This window comes from Pseudomonas sp. ZS1P83, assembly GCF_054897825.1.
In genome coordinates this window covers 5,389,262-5,409,750 of the sequence record NZ_CM142706.1, presented here as the reverse complement: position 1 = coordinate 5,409,750, position 20,489 = coordinate 5,389,262, and the positions used below count along the sequence as shown (strand labels likewise).

Below are 20,489 nucleotides of genomic sequence, written 5' to 3'. Positions count from 1 at the left end.
CGTTTGAACGGGGCTCATAACGATCAAGGATGATCCATGTCACTGCCTGCTTTTGCACCGGTTTCCCCTGCGGAACTGGAAGCTCGTTTACGTTTGCATCGCTTGCCGGAGCTCGGCCCTGCGCGGTTCAAGAAATTGCTTGAGGCGTTCGGCTCGGCCTCCAAGGCTATCAGTGCGCCCGCCAGTGCCTGGCGTTCGCTGGGTTTGCCCCTCGCTTGCGCGGAGGCCAGGCGCTCCACTGAAATCCGTGATGGTGCGAGTCACGCATTGGCCTGGTTAGAGCGCCCGGGCCAGCATTTACTGATGTGGGACCAACCTGACTACCCGGCGCTGCTGGCGGAAATCAGTGATGCGCCGCCGCTGTTATTCGTTGCGGGCGATCCGGGCATTCTGGAAAAACCGCAGCTGGCGATGGTCGGTAGTCGTCGCGCCTCGCGGCCGGGCATGGACACCGCCGCCGCCTTTTCCCGCAGTTTGGCTGGCGCCGGTTTTGTCATTACCAGCGGTTTGGCGCTGGGCATTGATGCTGCCGCGCATCAAGCCGCTTTGGACGTGGGCGGGCGAACGGTCGGTGTACTTGGCACGGGACTTGAAAAGTTTTATCCACAGCGCAATCGACGGCTGGCGGACGCCATGATCGACTCGGGCAGCGCGGTGATTTCGGAGTTCCCGCTGGACGCCGCTCCCAGCGCCAGCAACTTCCCCCGGCGCAATCGAATTATCAGCGGTTTATCCCTCGGCGTGCTGGTGGTCGAAGCGAGTGTCGCCAGCGGTTCGTTGATCACCGCGAGGCTGGCGGCGGAACAAGGGCGTGAGGTGTATGCGATTCCGGGGTCGATCCACCACCCTGGTGCCAAGGGGTGTCATCAGCTGATCCGCGACGGCGCGGTGCTGGTGGAAACCATCGAGCACATCCTCGAAGCCTTGCGTGGCTGGCAACGGTTGCCGTTATCCACAGAGACACCCTCGGTTGCGGCGACTCATCCCTTGCTTATGCTGCTTCACGCGGCGCCCCATACCAGTGAAGCATTGTCTGTCAGCAGCGGCTGGGCCTTGCCCAAAGTGCTGGCAGCGCTGACGGAGCTGGAAATGGACGGCCGTGCGGTCTGCGAAAGCGGGCGCTGGTTTGCGCGGGGGAGCTAGGTTTTATAAGGAAGATCGGTAAACTGCGCAGAGCCTTATTCCGGAGAGTTTTTCATGGTCAACAGTTGGCGTGTGCAACAAGCCGCACGAGCAATTCGCGCAGGGGCGGTGATTGCCTACCCAACCGAAGCTGTCTGGGGCCTGGGTTGCGACCCGTGGGACGAAGAAGCGGTGGATCGTCTGCTGATGATCAAGGGACGGTCTGTGGATAAAGGCCTGATTCTGGTCGCCGACAACATTCGCCAGTTCGACTTCCTCTTCGAAGACTTCCCGGAACTGTGGATGGACCGCATGGCCAGCACCTGGCCGGGGCCGAACACCTGGCTGGTGCCGCATCAGAATCTGTTGCCCGGGTGGATTACCGGTGTGCACGAGACAGTGGCGCTACGGGTCAGCGATCATCCGCAAGTACGGGATTTGTGTGCGTTGGTGGGGCCGCTGGTGTCGACCTCGGCCAATCCACAGGGCCGGCCGGCGGCGCGGACCCGGATTCGTGTCGAGCAGTATTTCCGTGGGCAGATTGATTTAGTGCTGGGCGGGAATTTGGGTGGGCGCAAGAATCCGAGCGTGATCCGCGACCTCGCGACCGGCAAGGTTTTGCGCCCGGATTGAGACCGCGTCATCGTTCTTCGCGGGCAAGCCTCGCTCCTACAGATTCGTACCGTACACGTAACGCGTGCACGACTCAGACCGGTAGGAGCGAGGCTTGCCCGCGAAGGCGTCCTCAAGGCAACAAAACAGTCGAGCCAGTCGTACGCCGGGCCGACAATTCGGTCTGCGCCTTCGCCGCTTCAGCCAATGGATACTTCTGGCTGATGTCCACCTTGAGTTTCCCGCTGATGATCATCTCGAACAGCTCATCCGCCATACGTTGCAGGTTTTCAGCGTTATTGGCGTAGGTCGCCAGGGTCGGGCGGGTCACGTACAGCGAGCCCTTCGCCGAGAGAATCCCCAGGTTCACCCCGTCTACCGCACCGGACGCATTGCCGAAGCTCACCACCAGACCGCGAGGCGCCGTGCTATCGAGCGAGGTCAGCCAGGTGTCCTTGCCGACGCCGTCGTACACCACCGGGACTTTTTTGCCGTCAGTCAATTCCAGTACGCGTTGTGAGACGTTTTCATGGCTGTAGTCGATGGTTGCCCAAGCGCCGTTGGCTTTGGCCAAAGCGGCTTTTTCCGGCGAGCTGACCGTGCCGATCAACTTCACACCCAAGGCCTTGGCCCATTGGCAGGCCAGGGAGCCAACACCACCGGCCGCGGCGTGGAACAGGATGGTTTCGCCACCCTTGAGTTCATACGTCTGACGCAGCAGGTACTGCACGGTCAGGCCCTTGAGCATCACCCCGGCGGCCTGTTCGAAGCTGATCGCGTCCGGCAGGTGCACCAGATTGGCCTCCGGCAAGACGTGAACGTCGCTGTAGGCGCCCAATGGGCCGCTGCCGTAAGCCACGCGATCACCGACCTTGAACCGGGTGACTTCACTGCCCACCGCCTCGACCACGCCCGCACCTTCCGAGCCCACGCCCGATGGCAAGGCTGGCGGTGCATAGAGGCCGCTGCGGTAATAGGTGTCGATGAAATTCAGGCCGATGGCCTGGTTAGTCACGCGAACCTGTTGCGGGCCGGGCTCGGCGGGTTGGTAATCGACGTATTCGAGCACTTCAGGGCCGCCATGGGCGCGGAACTGGATACGCTTAGCCATCAGAACTCTCCTTAGGTCTTAGCTTCTAGAGGTGTAACGCGAAGCTCCCTATCGGACTCCTATGCTTGATCTTCGTCAACTGCGGCAGGTCCATCTGCGATGTTATGCTACGCGCCCATTTGCGCCGGCCCCCGTTCCAATGGAGCGCCGCGTAGCTTTGCCCGATTCAAGGTGATGACATGACGACCCGCACCGAGGCCGTAAAAGCCTACCTGCTCGACCTGCAAGACCGCATTTGCGCGGCCCTCGAAGCTGAAGATGGCGGCACGCACTTCGTTGAAGACGCCTGGACCCGGCCTGCCGGCGGTGGCGGTCGCACCCGGGTGATCGAAAACGGTGCGGTCATCGAAAAGGGCGGCGTTAACTTTTCCCACGTCTTCGGCAGTGGTCTCCCACCGTCCGCTAGCGCTCATCGGCCAGAGTTGGCCGGCCGTGGCTTCGAAGCCCTGGGTGTGTCGCTAGTGATTCACCCGCACAACCCGCATGTGCCGACATCCCACGCCAACGTGCGCTTTTTCATCGCGGAAAAAGAAGGCGAGGAACCGGTCTGGTGGTTCGGCGGCGGCTTCGACCTGACGCCTTATTACGGCAACGAAGAAGATTGTGTGCACTGGCACCGTGTCGCTGAGCAGGCCTGCGCGCCGTTCGGTGCGGATGTTTACCCGCGCTACAAGGCCTGGTGTGACAGCTACTTCCACATCAAGCATCGCCATGAGCCGCGCGGCATCGGCGGGCTGTTTTTCGATGACTTGAACGAGTGGGACTTCGACACCAGTTTCGCCTTCATGCGTGCCATCGGTGATGCGTTCATCGACGCCTACCTGCCGATCGTGCAGCGCCGCAAAAATGATGCGTTTACCGCGAAACAGCGTGAATTCCAGGAATTCCGCCGCGGGCGCTATGTCGAGTTCAATCTGGTCTACGACCGCGGTACGCTGTTCGGTCTGCAATCGGGCGGTCGTACCGAGTCGATCCTGATGTCCCTGCCACCGCAAGTACGCTGGGGCTACGACTGGAAAGTCGAACCGGGCAGCGAAGAGGCACGACTGACCGAATACTTCCTGCAAGACCGCGATTGGTTGGCCAAGGCCTGAACGAGGAGTTCTGATGGACCGTTACGTCGTATTCGGTAACCCGATTGGCCACAGCAAGTCGCCGCTGATCCACCGTCTGTTCGCCGAGCAGACGGCTCAACAACTCGACTACAGCACGTTGCTGGCGCCCCTCGACGACTTTTCCGGTTGCGCCCAGGCATTTTTCCGCGATGGTCGTGGGGCGAATGTCACGGTACCGTTCAAGGAAGAGGCCTATCGTCTGGCGAACAGTCTGACGGCGCGGGCGCAACGCGCCGGTGCGGTGAACACGCTGAGTAAACTGGCCGATGGCAGTCTGTTAGGCGACAACACCGATGGCGCCGGACTGGTGCGGGACCTGACGGTCAACGCCGGTTTCAGCCTCAGGGGCAAACGCATCCTGCTGCTCGGTGCTGGCGGCGCGGTGCGCGGTGCGCTGGAGCCTTTGCTGGCCGAGCAACCGGCGTCAGTGGTCATCGCCAACCGCACGGTGGAAAAAGCCGAACTGTTGGCGGAATTGTTCGCGGACCTGGGGCCGGTGTCGGCCAGTAGTTTCGATTGGTTGAAGGAGTCGGTGGACCTGATCATCAACGCGACGTCCGCCAGTCTGTCAGGTGAAGTACCGCCGATTGCCAGCAGTTTGATCGAGCCGGGCAAGACGGTGTGCTACGACATGATGTACGGCAAGGAGCCGACCTCGTTCTGCCGTTGGGCAACAGAACATGGCGCAGCGGTGTCGATGGATGGCTTGGGGATGCTCGCTGAACAAGCGGCAGAAGCCTTCTTCCTGTGGCGCGGCGTGCGGCCGGACACGGCGCCGGTGCTGGCAGAACTCCGCCGGCAGCTAGCCGCGTAACCCTGTAGGAGCGAGGCTTGCCCGCGAAGGCGTCCTCGAGTATGCCAAAAGCTTCGCGGGCAAGCCTCGCTCCTACAGGAGACGGTATTTCAATCTTCGAAACGGATCGGGCATTTCTCTGCCCCTTCCAGCTTCCTCAATTCCTCCACCACCTGCGGCCTTGCCCGCCGCAGGGTCAGGCTGCGATCCTGACGCAGTAGTCGCCGCGCTTCCTGGTGCAGCATTTCCACACCTGAATAGTCGATGAAGTTGATCTGTTGCGCCTCGATCACCACGCGCGGGCCGTGCATCCGTTGCAGGCGTACTTGCAGGTAATGGCTGGCGCCGAAAAAGATCGAGCCGCCGACCCGCAGAATGTCTTCATCTCCGTCGCGCCAATGTTGGACCCGCGGTTGTGAGGTGCGCTTGAGGTAGAAGAACAGCGAGGCCAGCACGCCAGCGTAGATCGCCGTCTGCAACTCCAGCAGCAGCGTGGCGACACAGGTCAGCGCCATGACCAGGAACTCGGCGCGGCTGACCCGCAGCAACGCGCGAATGCCGCGATGATCCACCAGCCCCCAGGCGATCAACAGAATGCTGCCGGCCATGGCCGGGATTGGAATGTGCGCGATCAACGCCGCGCCGAAGAGGGCGAACAGTGCGACCCATAACGCTGAGAACACGCCGGCCATCGGCGAGCAGGCACCTGCTTCGTAACTCAGGCCCGAGCGGGTGAAGGAACCGGCTGACAGCGACCCGGAAAAAAACGCACCGACCATGTTCGATAAACCTTGGGCGCGGACTTCCTGATTGGCGTCGAGCAACTGCTGTGAGCGGGCCGATAAGGAACGGGCAATCGACAGACTGGTGACCAGCCCAAGCATACCCACCGCCACTGCGCTGGGTAGCAAACGCAGAATCAGGTCCAGATCCAACGGCAGCGGGCTGAAGGGCGGCATCCGTCCGACAAATGCGCTGACCAACTTCACATGGCCGAACATCGATGGCCAGAACCAGACCAGCAATCCGCTCAGCGCCAGGGTAATCAACAGCGTCGGCCAGCGTGGCAAGAGCAGTTTCAACACCACGCCCACCACGACTGTCGCCAACCCCAGCATTAGCGAAGGTTTATCCACTTCGCCGAGGTGACTGAACAGCATCATCAAGCTGTTCAGCGCTGTTGCCTGGTTGGGCAAGTCCAGCCCCAGCAGATTCGGCAGTTGGCCGATGGCAATCACTACCGCCGCACCGAGAGTGAAACCCAGGACCACCGAGTGTGAGACGAAATTCACCAGGGCGCCGAAGCGCAGCAAACCGAGCAGCCACTGGAAAATACCGGCGAGAAGCGTCAGAAGCAGAATCAGGGTGACGTAATCCTGCGACGCAGGAACGGCCAGAGGGCTGACGCTGGCGTACAAGACGATAGAAATCGCCGCCGTAGGACCGCAGATCAGGTGCCACGAACAACCCCAGAGACACGCGATCAGCACCGGGATGATGGCGGCGTACAGACCGTATTCCGGTGGGAGACCGGCGATCAGCGCGTAGGCAATGGATTGCGGCAGCGCGAGAATGGCGCCGCTGAGACCGACGATCAGGTCACGACCGATGCTGGCGCGAGTTTGCCGGGGCATCCAGCTGAGGAAGGGGAAGAGCGAATGGCGGCTTGGGAAGGCCATGGGTCCTCTCGGGTGGGGTTTTGCGCAAGGGTAGCAGGACCATACGCTGATCGTTCCCACGCTCTGCGTGGGAATGCATCCCGTGACGCTCCGCGTCACATCTTGAAGCGGACGCGGAGCGTCCATGGCGGCATTCCCACGCAGAGCGTGAGAACGATCGGCGGAGAGAGTTAAAGCTTCGCTTTCACCACCGGCAACGCATCCTTCCCATCCACAGTCTTCACGCCATCCAGCCATTTATCCAACACCGCCGGATTAGCCTTGATCCACGCCTTGGCCGCATCAGCATTGCTGACTTTCTTGTTCACCACGTCGGCCATGATGCTGTTCTCCATCTCCTGGGTGAAATTCAGGTTGGTGAGCAGCTTGCCGACGTTCGGGCAGGCCTGTGCATAACCCTTGCGGGTGAGCGTATGAACGCTGCCGGTGTCGCCGAAATACTTCTCGCCGCCCTTCAGGTAGTGCATTTTCAGCTGCACGTTCATCGGGTGCGGGGTCCACCCCAGAAAGGTCACGTATTTCTGTTTTTTCACCGCGCGAGACACTTCGGCCAGCATCGCCTGCTCGCTGGACTCGACCAGTTTCCACTGGCCCATGTCGAAGTCGTTCTTCTTGATGATTTCTTGCAAGGAGATGTTGGCGGGAGCGCCGGAGCCGATACCGTAGATCTTCTTGTCGAACTTGTCGGCGTATTTGTTCAGGTCGGCAAAGTTATGCACACCCGCGTCCCAGACGTAATCCGGGACGGCGAGCGTGAATTCGGTGCCATCGAGGTTTTTCGCCAGTTGCGTAACGTCACCGGTGGCCACGAACTTGTCGTAGAAGCCCTGCTGCGCCGGCATCCAGTTACCCAGAAACACATCGACCTGGCCATCCTTGAGACCGCCAAAGGTAATCGGCACGGCAAGCGTGTCGACTTTGGCCTTGTAGCCCATGCCTTCCAGCAGAAACCCGGTGATGGCGTTGGTCGCGGCGATGTCGCTCCAGCCAGGGTCGGCCATTTTTACCGTCTCGCAACTCTGATCGGCATACGCCGATGCGCTGCCCAGAGCCAGAAGCCCGACTGTCACTGCTGTGGATAACCTACGCATGGCATTCCCCTTAACATTATTGGTTTTGGCAGGGTTGTGGATAACGTGCTTTACGCTCCAGATCGTCGAGGTCGATGTGGTTGCGCATGTACTGCTGACTGGCGTCCACCAGCGGCTGGTGATCCCAGCTCTTGAGCTTGCCGATGGTCAATGCCCCGGCGACAAATCGTCGGCGTCGCTGGCTGGCGAGCACTTGTTGATGGATCGCCGGGATGTCCCATTTGGCCCGTGCTTCGGCGAGAAAATCTTCGAAAAGCGCTCGATGGCGCGGTGATTGACTGAGTTCTTCCTGCTCGCGCGGGTCGTTGTGTACGTCGAAGAGTAGGCAAGGGTCGTCTTCGCTGTAGATGAATTTGTAAGCGCCACGGCGAATCATCATCAGTGGGCTGATAGTACCTTCGGCCATGTATTCGCCGAAGACCTCGTCATGACCGCCCTGCCCTTGCAGGTGCGAGACCAGTGAGCGGCCGTCCAGCGGCAGCCCCGGTTCCAGCGAACCGCCCGCCAGTTCCACGAAGGTCGGCAACAAATCGGCGGTGGACACCGCCGCGCTGACCCGGCCAGCGCCGAATTGCCCCGGCGCACTGATCAACAGAGGCACGCGGGCGGCCATTTCGTACCAGTGCATTTTGTACCAGAGACCCCGCTCACCGAGCATGTCGCCGTGGTCGCCGGAGAACACGACGATGGTGTCATCGATCAGGCCAGTTTCCTCGAGTGTTTGCAGGAGTTTGCCGACGTTACTGTCGATATAGCTGCACGCACCGAAGTACGCACGGCGTGCATCGCGAATTTTATCCACAGGCAATGGTTTGTCCCACAGGTCGTAAACTTTGAGCAAACGCTGGGAGTGCGGATCGAGTTCGGACTGGGCCGGGGTCTGAGGCAATGGGATGTCGGCATCGTCGTACATATCCCAGAAAGCCTTGGGAATGGTGTACGGGTCGTGTGGGTGAGTCATCGAAACCGTCAGGCAGAACGGCTGATCGCCCTCCTCACGAATGTGATCGAACAAATACTGTTGGGCCTTGAACACCACCTCTTCGTCGAAATCCAGCTGATTGGTGCGTACGCATGGCCCGGCTTGCAGCACTGATGACATGTTGTGGAACCAGGTTGGACGCACGTCTGGCTCGTCCCAGTTCACCGACCAGCCGTAATCGGCCGGGTAGATGTCGCTGGTCAGGCGTTCTTCATAGCCGTGCAGTTGATCCGGGCCACAGAAATGCATCTTGCCCGACAGCGCGGTGCGGTAGCCGAGTCGACGCAGGTAGTGGGCATAAGTGGGTACATCGGCGGGGAAATCGGCCGCGTTGTCGTAGGCGCCGATCTTGCTCGGCAACTGACCGCTGACCAGGGTAAAACGCGACGGCGCGCACAGTGGGCTGTTGCAATAAGCGGCGTCGAACACCACGCCTTCGGCGGCGAGGCGGCTGAGATTAGGCAGTTTGATGGGCGAAGGACCGTAGAACGGCAACATTGGCGCGGCCATCTGATCGGCCATGATGAAAAGAATATTCTTGCGCTTCATGTGATCGCGGCATTCCATAGTGAATATTTATGCGAGAGTGCTGCGATCGAGCATGTAGCCCATGCATTTTGTGGTAAAGCCCATGCGCGGCAATGACTAGGATAAGCACAGCTTATGTATGACGCCCTTGGTGATTTGTCTCTGGATTTGCTTCGCGCCTTTGAAGCGGCGGCCCGTCAGCGCAGCTTCACCGCTGCTGCGGTGGAACTTGGCACCACGCAACCGGCCATCAGCCAGCAGATCAGACGGTTGGAAGAGCAACTCGGAACGCGGCTGTTCGACCGGATCTATCGCGGCATCGAATTGACCGAGCCCGGGACAATCCTTTTTGAGCAGGTTCAGCTCGGATTGCAGAACATCGATTCAGGATTAAGCGCGATCAGCGCACAGAACCAACATGAAGTGTTGCAGGTCGCCACCGACTTCGCCTTCGCCGCCTATTGGCTCATGCCGCGCCTGCACCGTTTTCATGCTGCCAATCCTCAAGTGGACGTCAGCCTGGTCACCAGCGAACGCAGCCTCAACATGCTGCGCACCGATATTGATGTGGCGGTGTTGTTTGGTGATGGTCGATTCAAGCAGGGTGAAAGCCACTGGTTGTTCAGCGAAGAAGTGTTTCCGGTGTGCAGCCCGCTGTTGCTGAAGGACCGCGCCCTGCCCTTGCCAGTCCAATCACTACTGGAATTCCCGTTGCTGCACCTTCGAGGCGAAAACAGCAGCAACTGGTTCGACTGGAGCGGCGTGTTTCGTGAGTTGGGGATTGCTTCGGCACCCGCTCCGGGGCAACTGCGCTTCGACAATTACACGTTGCTGATTCAAGCGGCGATTGGCGGCCAAGGCGTGGCCATTGGCTGGCGACACCTTGTGGATAACTTGCTGGCGCAGGGATTGTTATGCCGACCGATTGCGGAAACGGTCATTTCCCGGCTCGGCTATTACGTGGTCCTGCCCCAGCGAAAACGACGTGGAGCGCTGATTCAACAGTTTGTGGACTGGCTGATGATCGAGCAGGCCAGCAGTGCGCAATCGCTGAACGGCCTTCCGCTACCGTCTATCGCTGTATAGCCTCGGTTGCAACAAAGGTCACGTGTTCGCCGACATGCAGGTTCAACCGCAACTCATCGGCAATCCCCACCGCCACCCGGCTCAACCGCTCAAGCGGTTCAGCGAGGCCCGGTTCCAGGCTGCTGCTGACGTGGCTGAAATGCTCGATGGTCAGCCCGGCAACCCCGCGCGGCGCATTCACCAACGTCCAGTGCAAGGTGCTGCTTTGCAGGGCTTCGCGGATTTCTTCGGCGGCGTGGCGCTGCAGGTCATCCTCCACCTCCGGCTCGTCCAGCTCCTCAAAATGCCCCACCACAAACAACCGGCTAATGCTGGCGGCTTGCATACCATCGATCAGAGCATCCACGGCCAGCACTTGCTCGACCGGGCCGGGGATGATGGATTTTTCCACGTGCTCGCTGTTCATCGGCAACCCTGGTGCCTCCAGCAGACAGATCACCGCCGAACAACCGGCGACACTCTGCTTGACCCGCTCGGCGTCGAACACATCGCCAGTCTTTGTCCGCAATCCCGGACGCGGGGCGAGCGCCGTCAGATCATCAAGAATCGCGATTACCTCATGTTGGCGTCTCAGCATTTCCGCCATCAGCGCACTGCCCAGGCTACTCATGGCACCATAAAGCACCACTTTCACCACCGGTGTTTCGGCATTTTTCATGTCTGTGCTCCGTTCTTCCTACGTATATGGCGTGTGACCTGTGGGAAACAGCGCCAGTTCGACTCGGTTCAGAGGGTTTCAAATGCAGCGGATCAAGGGCTACCACGCGCATGTCTATTTCGACGCCAGCACCCTCCCACAGGCGCGAGCCTTGTGTGAGCAGGCGGTGCAATTGTTTCCACTGAAGATGGGCCGCGTCCATGAACGCCCGGTGGGCCCGCACCCGGATTGGAGTTGCCAATTGGCATTCGAGCCGCAATACATCGGCGACGTGCTGCCCTGGCTTGCGCTCAACCGCAAGGGTTTGGTGGTGTTCCTGCACCCGGACACCGGCGACGATCTGCTCGATCACACCGAGCATGCCATCTGGATGGGCGCGGTTCGGCCGCTGGATCTGTCTATTTTTTGATCAGTTTACAACTGTTCCTCAGCTTCGCCGGGCAAATGTTCGTCCAGATGCAGCCAGGGCAAACGGTTGTCCGTCCAGATATGCCTTTCGGCGGGTGCCTGTTCGGGATGATCGAGGGTGGCGATGGTCACGTCGATGCTGTCCGGGCTCAGGTGCGTGACCAGCGCCAGCTGCGCCCCACAGTTGCCGCAGAAATACCGCACGCAGGTTGTCGAAGAGTCGTACTGCGCGGGTATCCCTTTCACCCATTCAAAGGCTGATGCCGGTACGGTGATCCAAGTGGTCACAATCCCGCCACTGACCCGTCGGCAAATCGAACAATGACAGTGGGCGATGTCGTGCAAAGGCCCGCGGAATTGATAGCGCAGATGTCCGCAGTGGCAGCCGCCAGTATGAATATCGGCCATGTTTTATTCTCCTGCCCCGTATTCAGGGACTTTAAACCCGTCCGACGACCGGTTGCACATCTGGTCAATGCTTTCATCTGCGAAAGCTGGGTGAAAGCTTCCCCGATTAGGATCGCCCCCACTACCGGCATCAGACCGGTTGGCCAATGCCAGTGTTTTATCGCTCGCACAGCCCATTTAACAACAACAATGGTGATCCTGATGTCCTCTGCTACCCGCCACTTCGCTGTCACTCCGCCCATACGTCTCGTGCTTTCCGTTCTGCGCTGACCCACCCGGTTCGCCCATTCCCTAGCCGCGCTATGCCTGGAGTATTCCCATGCTGACTTTCCTTGGCTTTGCCATGGTCATCACGTTCATGTTCCTGATCATGACCAAGCGCCTCTCCGCGCTGATCGCTCTGATCATCATTCCGATCCTGTTCGCGCTGTTCGGTGGCTTTGCGCCGAAGATCGGCCCGATGATGCTCGAAGGCATTACCAAGCTCGCGCCGACCGGTGTGATGCTGATGTTCGCCATTCTGTACTTCGCCCTGATGATCGACTCCGGCCTGTTCGACCCGGCTGTGCGCAAGATCCTCAAACTGGTCAAGGGCGACCCGCTGAAAGTTTCGGTCGGCACCGCCGTTCTGGCGCTCGTCGTCTCCCTCGATGGTGACGGCGCGACCACTTATATGATCTGCGTGGCCGCCATGCTGCCGCTCTACAGCCGCATCGGCATGAGCCCGCGAATCATGGCCGGTCTGATCATCCTCGCCGGTGGCGTGATGAACATGACGCCTTGGGGCGGCCCGACCGCCCGTGCGGCCAGTGCGCTGCATGTGGACCCGTCCGACATCTTCGTACCGATGATTCCGGCGATGGCTTTCGGGGTGCTGGCAATCCTTGTGATTGCCTACTTCTACGGCAAGCGTGAGCGTGCGCGTCTGGGTGAGCTGCACCTGGTGGGCGATGAAATCGACCACAGTGAAATCAGCGTTTCGCAATTCCCGGATGCCCGTCGTCCGAAGTTGATCTGGTTCAACGGCGCCCTGACCCTGGGCCTGATGTGCACGCTGATCGCCGGCTTGTTGCCGCTGCCGGTGCTGTTCATGGTGGCGTTCAGTATCGCGATGATCGTCAACTACCCGTGTCTGCAACAGCAAAAGGATCGCATCTCGGCCCACGCCGGTAGCGTGCTGGCGGTGGTCGGTTTGATCTTCGCGGCCGGTATCTTCACCGGTATCCTGTCGGGCACCGGCATGGTCGATGCGATGTCGAAAAGCCTGTTGGCGGTGATTCCGGACTTCCTCGGCCCGTACCTGGCGGTGATCACTGCACTGGTGAGCATGCCGTTCACATTCTTCATGTCGAACGACGCATTTTATTACGGCGTGTTACCGGTACTTGCCGAAGCAGCCAGTCATTACGGTATAACCGCGGTTGAAATGGCACGTGCCTCAATCGTCGGTCAGCCCGTCCACTTGTTGAGCCCGCTGGTACCATCGACCTACCTGTTGGTGGCCCTGGCCGGTATCGACTTCGGTGATCACCAGCGTTTCACCCTGAAGTGGGCAGTGCTGGTGTGCATGTGCATACTGATCGCCGCTTTGCTGATGGGGATTTTTCCGCTGTTCAGCACTCTATAAGCCCAAGACTCACCATGACGGGTCCAGGCTTTGTTGTTTGAAGCCCGGGCCCTTCGTGGTTTAACAATCGCTCAAAGGAATACACATGGAATGGCTGACCAACCCTGAAATCTGGGTTGCCTTCTTTACCCTGACCGCCCTGGAAATCGTCCTGGGTATCGATAACATCATCATGATTTCGATCCTGGTCAGCCGCATGCCCAAGCACATGCAAAAGCGCACCCGGATTTTCGGCCTGGCGCTGGCAATGGTCACGCGGATCCTGTTGTTGCTGTCGATCACTTGGGTCATGCGCCTCACTGCCGATTTGTTCGAAGTGTTCGGCCAAGGCATTTCCGGGCGTGACCTGATCCTGTTCTTTGGTGGTCTGTTCCTGCTGTGGAAGAGCTCGCAAGAGATGTACCACGCGCTGGAAGGCGAGGATGAAACCAATGAGGAACCGAGCGGCAAGGGCGGCAACTTCCTCTACACCATCATTCAGATCGCGATCATCGACATTGTGTTCTCGCTGGACTCGGTCATCACCGCCGTGGGTATGGTGTCCCATGTTCCGGTCATGGTCGCGGCGATCATCGTTGCCGTGCTGGTGATGATGTGGGCTTCTGGCACCATCAGCGAGTTCATCGACAAGCACCCGTCGCTGAAAATGCTGGCGCTGTCGTTCCTGTTGATCGTCGGTACCGTGCTGATTGCTGAATCCTTCGACGTTCACGTGCCAAAAGGCTACGTCTACTTCGCCATGGCGTTCTCGCTGGCGGTGGAAGCGATCAACATCAAGATGCGCACCGTGATCGCGAAAAAGCGCAAACAGCAGGACCCGGTAAAACTGCGCAAGGACATTCCGGGTCAATGACCCCGAATGTTGCGCGATGACAAAGGGGCCTTCGGGCCCCTTTGTCACGTCTGCATCAAGCTGTTTTTATGACGGTTTTGTTTCAATCGCTTCTTTAGCTGTGCGATGCTGGCGCACAGACCGTTAGCCAACTACAGCTTAAGTACAGAACGTAGAAGAACGCGCGGCACCGTCAACTTGCCCCTTTGGGGCGCTGCCACCACAGGGGGCCTGCATGCTCACCCTGCTCAATTTGTTATCTGCCGTGGCCTTGTTGATTTGGGGCACGCACATCGTCCGAACCGGCATCCTGCGGGTCTACGGTTCAAACTTGCGCCACGTGATTGGCCGGAACATGTCCAAGCGCTTGCTGGCGTTCATCTCGGGGATCGTCGTGACCGCGATGGTCCAGAGCAGCAACGCCACCGCCATGCTCGTCACCTCCTTTGTCGGTCAGGGCCTGATGGCGCTGACCCCGGCCCTGGCGACCATGCTCGGGGCCGATGTCGGTACTGCTTTGATGGCGCGAGTGCTGACTTTCGATCTGTCATGGCTGTCGCCGCTGCTGATCTTTCTTGGGGTGATTTTCTTCCTGTCGCGCAAACAGACCCGGGTCGGACAGATGGGCCGGGTTGGCATCGGCCTGGGGCTGATCATCCTGGCCCTGCAACTGATCGTCGAATCCGCCGCGCCGATTACGCAGGCACAAGGTGTGAAAGTAATTTTTGCCTCGCTGACCGGCGACATCCTGCTGGATGCCCTGGTCGGCGCGCTGTTTGCGATGGTTTCCTACTCCAGCCTGGCAGCCGTCCTGCTGACGGCGACCCTGGCCGGTGCCGCGGTGATCAGCTTGCCAGTTGCCATCGGCCTGGTGATCGGCGCCAACATCGGCAGCGGCATCCTTGCTTTCCTCAGCACCAGCATGCAGAACGCAGCTGGCCGTCAAGTGGCTTTGGGCAGCCTGCTCTACAAACTGATCGGTTTGCTGCTGATCATTCCGGTGCTTGACCCATTGGTGCACTGGATCGACAGTTTGGACTTCAGCCCTCAGGAAATGGTCATTGGCTTTCACCTGCTCTACAACACCGCGCGCTGCCTGATTTTGCTGCCAAGTGTCGGGCCGATGGCCAGGCTTTGCGCGTGGCTGCTGCCGGAGCGGCCGGAAATCAACGGCACTGCCAAACCGCGGCATCTTGATCCGACGGCATTGGTCACGCCCAGCCTGGCGCTGGCCAATGCCGCCCGGGAAACCCTGCGCATCGGCGACCTGATCGACAACATGCTCGAGGCCATGCTCGACGTGCTGCGCGGCAACCAAACCGCCATCACCCAGGAAATGCGGCGCCTGACCGATGATGTGGAATCACTCTACGGTGCGATCAAGCTCTATCTGGCGCAAATGCCCCGCGAGGACCTCAGCGAGCAGGACAGCCGGCGCTGGGCGGAAATCATCGAGTTGGCGATCAATCTTAAACTCGCCAGCGACGTCATCGAACGCATGCTGCGCAAGGTTCAGCAGCAGAAAACCTCGCAGCGCCGGTCTTTTTCCGAGGTCGGCCTGGAAGAGTTGGCGGGGCTTCACAGTCAGTTGATATCCAACCTGCGTCTCGGCTTGTCGGTGTTCCTCAGTGCCGACAAGGAAAGTGCCCGCCAGTTACTGCGTGAGAAGCGTCGCTTTCGCGCACAGGAACGCCGCTTGGCCCATGCTCACGTCAGCCGATTGCAACGTAAGATCGTGCAGAGCATCGAGACCAGCTCGTTGCACCTGGAGTTGATTGCCGACATGAAGCGTCTGAATTCTCTGTTCTGCAGCAGCGCCTATGTGGTGCTGGAAACGTCCGACACCGGCGCACTAATTGCCGATGATTTGGCTGACATCACGCATTCACCCTGAACGTCCACAGTTGCCAGCAGTCTGTTGAACTTACGCTAGCCGTATGGAAGCTCGTTATGCGTTGTCTGTTATTCGCCTGTCTGTTGCTTGGCTCATTCCCTGCGTTTGCCCTGGATCGATTTCAGGTCGAGGGCTATACGCTGCCCAACGGCCTGCAATTAATGCTCAAACCCGGCACCGAGCGCGGGCATGTGGCGATTCGTCTGGTCGTCGGCGTCGGCATTGATGATTTCAGTTGTGCCGACAAGGAGCTGCCACACCTGCTTGAACACTTGCTGTTCAGCGGCATCGACGCCACTGGCGAAGGCGGGCTGGAAGAACGCATGCAGGCCCTGGGCGGCGAGTGGAACGCCTACACCAGCAACGCCGACACGACGTTCGTCATCGAAGCTCCGGCAAAAAACCAGCGTAAGGTCCTCGACTTGCTGCTGGCACTGCTGACCCAAACCCGAATCGACGACAACGCGATCAACACCGCCAAACAAGTGGTCGAGCGCGAAGACGGCGGCCATTACTCGCACCTGCAACGCTGGCTGGATCGCCAGGATCTTGGCCACACGGCGAGTAATCAGCTGGCGGTGGAACTGGGCCTCAAATGCCCCGAGCGGCCTGAAGTCGATCACCTGACCCGCGAACAGCTGGAAAAGGTACGCAAGGGCTGGTATGCGCCGAACAACATGACTCTGATCGTGGTCGGCGACCTCGACAGGTTGCTGCCGGCCTATCTGGAACGGTCTTATGGTGCGCTTGAAGCGGTAGACCCTACCGAACACCCGCCCCTGCCGGCCATCCAGGCCAGTGCCGCCCACGAGCGCACCCTGAGTCACGGTTTTGTCGGCGGCAGTGCCAAGTTGCATTGGCTGGTGCCGGAGCCGGTGCTGGAGGATCAGCACGACGAAACCTTCGACTTGCTAAAGGACTATCTGGATTGGGCGCTCTATCGCCAATTGCGTCTGGCCCATAGCTTGTCCTACGGGCCTTCGGCCGAGCGTGAGGTGTTTGGCGGCGTGGGTTTCATGAGCATGAATGCCGACGTTGAACGCGATGACGTGTCCGAGGCCGAACAGGTGCTGGATGATCTGAAGGCCGGGTTGCTCAGGGACGGTCTCAATGCCAACACCTTCAACCGCCTCAAACAGGCCGCCATCGCCCGACAAGCCTGGGCCGTGCAAGGCAATAGCGCGTTGGCCGATTATTACTGGAGTGCCCTTGGGGACTACGACGACGGCCGTTTCGCCGACCCGGCCAAGGAACTGCAAGAGGTGACACTGGCGGAAGCGAACAAGGCCATGCGTGAATTGCTCATGCAGCCGGGCTACCTGCGGATCGAAAAGCCGTTGATGAGTGATGACCAGGTGATGTGGGCGATTGCCGGGGTGTTCGGGTTGCTTGTAATCGGTTTGTTGGCTTGGCGAGTACATCGCCGAAAGTAACCGGCACCCTCGCCACACCGCCCTCTCGGCGGTTACCCTGTCGAGGATTTTCCCCACGACTATTGCGAACCGCCGAATGCCTACACTGACCCTATTCGTACAGCGCATCCTGGAATTGATGAAGCGCTACCCAGGGGTCATTGCGCTCGGTGGTTTCATTTCCGGGGTCGGCAGCTTCATTCTGGTGGATCGTCAGCAAGGTCTGGCGACCTGGATCACCACCATCATGCTGGTCAGCTGGATCTGGCTGATGCTGGAAAACAGCCTCACCAAGCTGTTCGCCAGGATCTTCAAGCGCGAAATACCCCAGCCTCTGCTGCGTTACGCCACGCAGATGATCCACCAGGAAAGTCTGTTCTTCGTCCTGCCGTTCTTTTTTATCACCACCACCTGGAACAGCGGCCAGTTGTTTTTCACCGGGCTGCTGTGCATCGCCGCGCTGATTTCCATCATCGATCCGCTCTACTACAAATGGCTGGCCCCCCGGCGCTGGGCGTTTCTGGCACTGCACACACTGACGTTGTTCGCTGCACTGCTGACCGCCCTGCCCGTCATCCTGCACCTGACCACCTCCCAGAGTTTCAAACTGGCCCTGGGCACCGCCGTCGTGCTGTCGTTCCCGAGCCTGGCGTCGATCTTCCCGATACGTACCGTGCGCAACGCGCTGGCGATTCTGAGCATCACCGTCGGCATCGGCGGCGTTGGCTGGGTGCTGCGTTCGTGGGTTCCGCCGGCGACGCTGTGGATGACCGATGTGGCGATCAGTACGCAAATGCAGGACCGTATCCCCGGCGATAGCCTCGATGAGGTCACCGCCGACCAGATCCGTGGTGGCGGCCTGTACGCTTACACCGCGATCAACGCTCCGCGCGGTCTGGATGAGCGGATCTATCATGTGTGGCAGTTCAACGGCAAAGAGGTCGACCGCATCCCCCTGGACATCCACGGCGGGCGCAAGGAAGGCTACCGCGCCTGGACCCACAAGCAGAATTTCCCCGGCAACCCCGCGGGTAAATGGCAGGTTCGGGTGCTGACCGAAGCTGGCCAGGTCATCGGTGTGTTGCGCTTCGAGGTAAAGGACAACAAGCCTGCGACTGCCGCAAAGTAACCCGTTCGTGCTATTACGTAGATCTGCGTAATAGCTGATAAAGCACGGAGCTTATGACCAGCAACACAATGGCCGGCAGTGCCCAACTGGACACCTCTCACTCCCCTGCTCAGTTGCGGGTCACGGGTGACTGGACGCTCGCTCATTACGCCGATCTCAAGCACCTGAGCGAAAAGCTCCACGGCCAATACGACGACAGCGCTCACATCGACCTCAACAGCCTCGGCGCGCTCGATACCGCCGGTGCGTCGCTGCTGGTGGAGTTGCTCGGATCCGAGCGTCTGGGCCGATCCGCCGAACATCCCGATTGCACACTGTCCTCTGCCGACCGTGCCTTGTTGCAGACGGTCTATTGCTCGCTGACTGACTTCTGCGTGCCAATCAAGAAACCGGAAATCAGCGTCGGCATTCAACTGCTGACCCGCATCGGCCGCGCGGTCGACGCGGTCTGGCAGGACACCCTGCAACTGCTGGGTTTCGTCGGCCTGATTCTGGAAACCATCGCCCGCAGTCTGTTTCGCCCCAAGCGCTGGCGCATCACGCCGATGGTGGCGCACATCGAACAGACCGGGCTCGACGCCGCGCCCATCGTCGCCCTGCTGACCTTTTTGGTGGGCGCCGTGGTGGCGTTTCTCGGAGCGACAGTGCTGGCGAGTTTCGGCGCGAGTATTTTCACCGTGGACCTGGTGGCGTTCTCCTTCCTGCGCGAATTCGGGGTGCTGCTGACCGCGATCCTGATGGCCGGCCGCACCGCCAGTGCGTTCACCGCGCAAATCGGCTCGATGAAAGCCAACGAAGAAATCGACGCTATTCGCACCTTGGGCCTCGACCCGATGGAGTTGCTGGTGGTGCCGCGAGTGTTGGCCCTGCTGGTCGCGTTGCCGATGCTGACCTTTCTGGCGATGCTCTCGGGGATTGTCGGCGGCGGTGTGGTTTGCGCGGTGTCGCTGGATATTTCGCCCGCGATGTTCCTGTCGCTGCTGCAATCGGATATCGGCGTTCAGCACTTCCTGGTCGGGATCGTCAAAGCGCCGATCTTCGCGTTTTTGATCGCCGCCATCGGCTGTCTTGAAGGCTTCAAAGTCAGCGGTAGCGCCGAGTCTGTCGGCGCGCACACCACGTCGAGCGTGGTCCAGTCGATTTTCGTGGTGATCGTGCTCGACGCCGTGGCCGCACTGTTTTTCATGGAGATGGGCTGGTGAGTCGTCTACCCCGAGCGCCTTCCGAGGCGGTGATCGAAGTCCGCGGGCTGTGTAATCGCTTTGGTCGGCAAAGCGTGCATGAGAACCTCGACCTGGATGTGTTCAAGGGCGAAATCCTCGCCGTGGTCGGCGGTTCCGGCAGCGGTAAATCGGTGTTGTTGCGCAGCATCGTCGGCTTGCGTCAGCCCAGCGAAGGGGTGGTGAAGGTCTTCGGTAAAAACCTGCCGACGCTGTCCGAACACGAGCGCTCGAAGGTCGAACGGCGCTTCGGCGTGCTGTTCCAGAAAGGCGCCCTGTTCTCTTCACTGACGGTTACCGAGAACGTCGCCCTGCCCCTGATCGAGCATGCCGGTTTGAGCCGAGAGGACGCCGAACACTTGGCGGCAGTGAAAATGGCTTTGGCCGGGTTGCCGCTGTCGGCGGCCGACAAGTACCCCGCTTCGCTGTCCGGCGGCATGATCAAGCGTGCGGCACTGGCCCGGGCGCTGGCGCTGGACCCGGACATCCTGTTTCTCGACGAACCCACCGCCGGCCTCGATCCGATTGGCGCGGCCGCGTTCGATCAATTGATTCTGACCCTGCGCGATGCGTTGGGCCTGAGTGTGTTTCTGGTCACCCACGACCTCGACACGCTCTACACCATCACCGACCGGGTGGCGGTGCTGGCGCAGAAGAAAGTGCTGGTGGCGGACGCCATCGACAAGGTCTCGGAAACCGATGACGCGTGGATTCACGAATACTTCCATGGCCCTCGCGGCCGCGCGGCGCTGACGGCCGCTCAACAGCTTAAGGAGGTCTGA

19 protein-coding genes are annotated in these 20,489 nt (G+C 60.0%); 13 read left to right on the top strand and 6 right to left on the bottom strand.

Annotated elements, in window-relative coordinates:
• Positions 1-36 precede the first annotated feature (36 nt).
• The gene (gene dprA, locus ACYZT0_RS25375; protein WP_462043511.1) at positions 37-1,143 is read left to right on the top strand and encodes a DNA-processing protein DprA; all 1,107 of its coding nucleotides are present in this window, start codon (positions 37-39) and stop codon (positions 1,141-1,143) included.
• A gap of 54 nt (positions 1,144-1,197) precedes the next feature.
• Positions 1,198-1,755 (top strand): L-threonylcarbamoyladenylate synthase, encoded by a 558-nt coding sequence (locus tag ACYZT0_RS25370; RefSeq protein WP_462043510.1) that lies wholly within the window; start codon positions 1,198-1,200, stop codon positions 1,753-1,755.
• Between the two features lie 112 nt (positions 1,756-1,867).
• On the opposite strand, the gene ACYZT0_RS25365 is transcribed toward ACYZT0_RS25370, so the two are convergent.
• Complete coding sequence (locus tag ACYZT0_RS25365; protein WP_462043509.1) at positions 1,868-2,845, bottom strand: NADPH:quinone reductase; 978 nt, start codon at positions 2,843-2,845, stop codon at positions 1,868-1,870.
• Between the two features lie 179 nt (positions 2,846-3,024).
• Between ACYZT0_RS25365 and hemF the strand changes: the two genes are divergently transcribed.
• Positions 3,025-3,939, top strand: coding sequence for an oxygen-dependent coproporphyrinogen oxidase (gene hemF, locus ACYZT0_RS25360; RefSeq protein WP_462043508.1), 915 nt, complete (start codon positions 3,025-3,027; stop codon positions 3,937-3,939).
• Positions 3,940-3,952: 13 nt separating this feature from the next.
• Entirely contained in the window at positions 3,953-4,774 is an 822-nt protein-coding gene (gene aroE / locus ACYZT0_RS25355) for a shikimate dehydrogenase (RefSeq protein ID WP_462043507.1), read from the top strand.
• Positions 4,775-4,863: 89 nt separating this feature from the next.
• Here the strand turns inward: aroE and ACYZT0_RS25350 are convergent, their stop codons facing one another.
• The 3 genes from ACYZT0_RS25350 to betC all read right to left on the bottom strand — a co-directional run bounded on the left by ACYZT0_RS25350 (position 4,864) and on the right by betC (position 9,054).
• Complete coding sequence (locus tag ACYZT0_RS25350; RefSeq protein ID WP_462043506.1) at positions 4,864-6,432, bottom strand: SulP family inorganic anion transporter; 1,569 nt, start codon at positions 6,430-6,432, stop codon at positions 4,864-4,866.
• Positions 6,433-6,602: 170 nt separating this feature from the next.
• On the bottom strand, positions 6,603-7,523 hold the full coding sequence (gene choX / locus ACYZT0_RS25345) for a choline ABC transporter substrate-binding protein (protein ID WP_462043505.1): 921 nt from the start codon (positions 7,521-7,523) through the stop codon (positions 6,603-6,605).
• Between the two features lie 16 nt (positions 7,524-7,539).
• Positions 7,540-9,054: a choline-sulfatase gene (gene betC / locus ACYZT0_RS25340; RefSeq protein WP_462043504.1), complete on the bottom strand. Its 1,515-nt coding sequence runs from the start codon at positions 9,052-9,054 to the stop codon at positions 7,540-7,542.
• A 114-nt stretch (positions 9,055-9,168) separates the two neighbouring features.
• On the opposite strand from betC, the gene ACYZT0_RS25335 reads away from it, so the two are divergent.
• A complete protein-coding gene (locus tag ACYZT0_RS25335; RefSeq protein WP_462043503.1) occupies positions 9,169-10,119 on the top strand; it encodes a choline sulfate utilization transcriptional regulator in 951 nt (316 codons plus the stop codon).
• Here the strand turns inward: ACYZT0_RS25335 and ACYZT0_RS25330 are convergent.
• A complete protein-coding gene (locus tag ACYZT0_RS25330; RefSeq protein ID WP_462043502.1) occupies positions 10,106-10,777 on the bottom strand; it encodes an NAD(P)-dependent oxidoreductase in 672 nt (223 codons plus the stop codon). The two genes, ACYZT0_RS25335 and ACYZT0_RS25330, sit on opposite strands and share 14 nt — an antisense overlap.
• 82 nt (positions 10,778-10,859) lie before the next feature.
• On the opposite strand from ACYZT0_RS25330, the gene ACYZT0_RS25325 reads away from it, so the two are divergent.
• Entirely contained in the window at positions 10,860-11,186 is a 327-nt protein-coding gene (locus ACYZT0_RS25325; protein WP_462043501.1) for a DOPA 4,5-dioxygenase family protein, read from the top strand.
• A gap of 5 nt (positions 11,187-11,191) precedes the next feature.
• Here the strand turns inward: ACYZT0_RS25325 and ACYZT0_RS25320 are convergent, their stop codons facing one another.
• Positions 11,192-11,593 (bottom strand): GFA family protein, encoded by a 402-nt coding sequence (locus ACYZT0_RS25320; protein ID WP_462043500.1) that lies wholly within the window; start codon positions 11,591-11,593, stop codon positions 11,192-11,194.
• Positions 11,594-11,912: 319 nt separating this feature from the next.
• Between ACYZT0_RS25320 and ACYZT0_RS25315 the strand changes: the two genes are divergently transcribed.
• The 7 genes from ACYZT0_RS25315 (at position 11,913) to ACYZT0_RS25285 (ending at position 20,489) form a co-directional block, all read left to right on the top strand.
• Complete coding sequence (locus ACYZT0_RS25315) at positions 11,913-13,220, top strand: CitMHS family transporter (RefSeq protein WP_462043499.1); 1,308 nt, start codon at positions 11,913-11,915, stop codon at positions 13,218-13,220.
• Positions 13,221-13,305: 85 nt separating this feature from the next.
• The gene (locus ACYZT0_RS25310) at positions 13,306-14,073 is read left to right on the top strand and encodes a TerC family protein (RefSeq protein WP_462043498.1); all 768 of its coding nucleotides are present in this window, start codon (positions 13,306-13,308) and stop codon (positions 14,071-14,073) included.
• Positions 14,074-14,287: 214 nt separating this feature from the next.
• Positions 14,288-15,946, top strand: coding sequence for a Na/Pi cotransporter family protein (locus tag ACYZT0_RS25305; RefSeq protein ID WP_462043497.1), 1,659 nt, complete (start codon positions 14,288-14,290; stop codon positions 15,944-15,946).
• A gap of 56 nt (positions 15,947-16,002) precedes the next feature.
• Entirely contained in the window at positions 16,003-17,379 is a 1,377-nt protein-coding gene (locus ACYZT0_RS25300) for a M16 family metallopeptidase (RefSeq protein WP_462043496.1), read from the top strand.
• A 76-nt stretch (positions 17,380-17,455) separates the two neighbouring features.
• Positions 17,456-18,487 carry a DUF5924 family protein gene (locus ACYZT0_RS25295; protein WP_462043495.1) on the top strand — a complete coding sequence of 344 codons (1,032 nt, stop codon included), beginning with the start codon at positions 17,456-17,458 and terminating at the stop codon, positions 18,485-18,487.
• Between the two features lie 53 nt (positions 18,488-18,540).
• A complete protein-coding gene (locus tag ACYZT0_RS25290; RefSeq protein ID WP_462043494.1) occupies positions 18,541-19,689 on the top strand; it encodes an ABC transporter permease in 1,149 nt (382 codons plus the stop codon).
• Positions 19,686-20,489 carry an ABC transporter ATP-binding protein gene (locus ACYZT0_RS25285; protein ID WP_462031341.1) on the top strand — a complete coding sequence of 268 codons (804 nt, stop codon included), beginning with the start codon at positions 19,686-19,688 and terminating at the stop codon, positions 20,487-20,489. The genes ACYZT0_RS25290 and ACYZT0_RS25285 overlap by 4 nt, the downstream gene beginning before the upstream one ends.

Bases quoted from the DNA above. Each gene is read 5' to 3' on its own strand.
- ACYZT0_RS25290 (WP_462043494.1), top strand. From the start codon at position 18,541: ATGACCAGCAACACAATGGCCGGCAGTGCCCAACTGGACACCTCTCAC.
- ACYZT0_RS25320 (WP_462043500.1), bottom strand. From the start codon at position 11,593: ATGGCCGATATTCATACTGGCGGCTGCCACTGCGGACATCTGCGCTAT.
- ACYZT0_RS25325 (WP_462043501.1), top strand. From the start codon at position 10,860: ATGCAGCGGATCAAGGGCTACCACGCGCATGTCTATTTCGACGCCAGC.
- ACYZT0_RS25295 (WP_462043495.1), top strand. From the start codon at position 17,456: ATGCCTACACTGACCCTATTCGTACAGCGCATCCTGGAATTGATGAAG.
- ACYZT0_RS25330 (WP_462043502.1), bottom strand. From the start codon at position 10,777: ATGAAAAATGCCGAAACACCGGTGGTGAAAGTGGTGCTTTATGGTGCC.
- ACYZT0_RS25300 (WP_462043496.1), top strand. From the start codon at position 16,003: ATGCGTTGTCTGTTATTCGCCTGTCTGTTGCTTGGCTCATTCCCTGCG.
- ACYZT0_RS25370 (WP_462043510.1), top strand. From the start codon at position 1,198: ATGGTCAACAGTTGGCGTGTGCAACAAGCCGCACGAGCAATTCGCGCA.
- ACYZT0_RS25310 (WP_462043498.1), top strand. From the start codon at position 13,306: ATGGAATGGCTGACCAACCCTGAAATCTGGGTTGCCTTCTTTACCCTG.
- ACYZT0_RS25350 (WP_462043506.1), bottom strand. From the start codon at position 6,432: ATGGCCTTCCCAAGCCGCCATTCGCTCTTCCCCTTCCTCAGCTGGATG.
- ACYZT0_RS25335 (WP_462043503.1), top strand. From the start codon at position 9,169: ATGTATGACGCCCTTGGTGATTTGTCTCTGGATTTGCTTCGCGCCTTT.
- ACYZT0_RS25365 (WP_462043509.1), bottom strand. From the start codon at position 2,845: ATGGCTAAGCGTATCCAGTTCCGCGCCCATGGCGGCCCTGAAGTGCTC.
- choX (WP_462043505.1), bottom strand. From the start codon at position 7,523: ATGCGTAGGTTATCCACAGCAGTGACAGTCGGGCTTCTGGCTCTGGGC.
- aroE (WP_462043507.1), top strand. From the start codon at position 3,953: ATGGACCGTTACGTCGTATTCGGTAACCCGATTGGCCACAGCAAGTCG.
- dprA (WP_462043511.1), top strand. From the start codon at position 37: ATGTCACTGCCTGCTTTTGCACCGGTTTCCCCTGCGGAACTGGAAGCT.
- hemF (WP_462043508.1), top strand. From the start codon at position 3,025: ATGACGACCCGCACCGAGGCCGTAAAAGCCTACCTGCTCGACCTGCAA.
- ACYZT0_RS25305 (WP_462043497.1), top strand. From the start codon at position 14,288: ATGCTCACCCTGCTCAATTTGTTATCTGCCGTGGCCTTGTTGATTTGG.
- ACYZT0_RS25315 (WP_462043499.1), top strand. From the start codon at position 11,913: ATGCTGACTTTCCTTGGCTTTGCCATGGTCATCACGTTCATGTTCCTG.
- betC (WP_462043504.1), bottom strand. From the start codon at position 9,054: ATGAAGCGCAAGAATATTCTTTTCATCATGGCCGATCAGATGGCCGCG.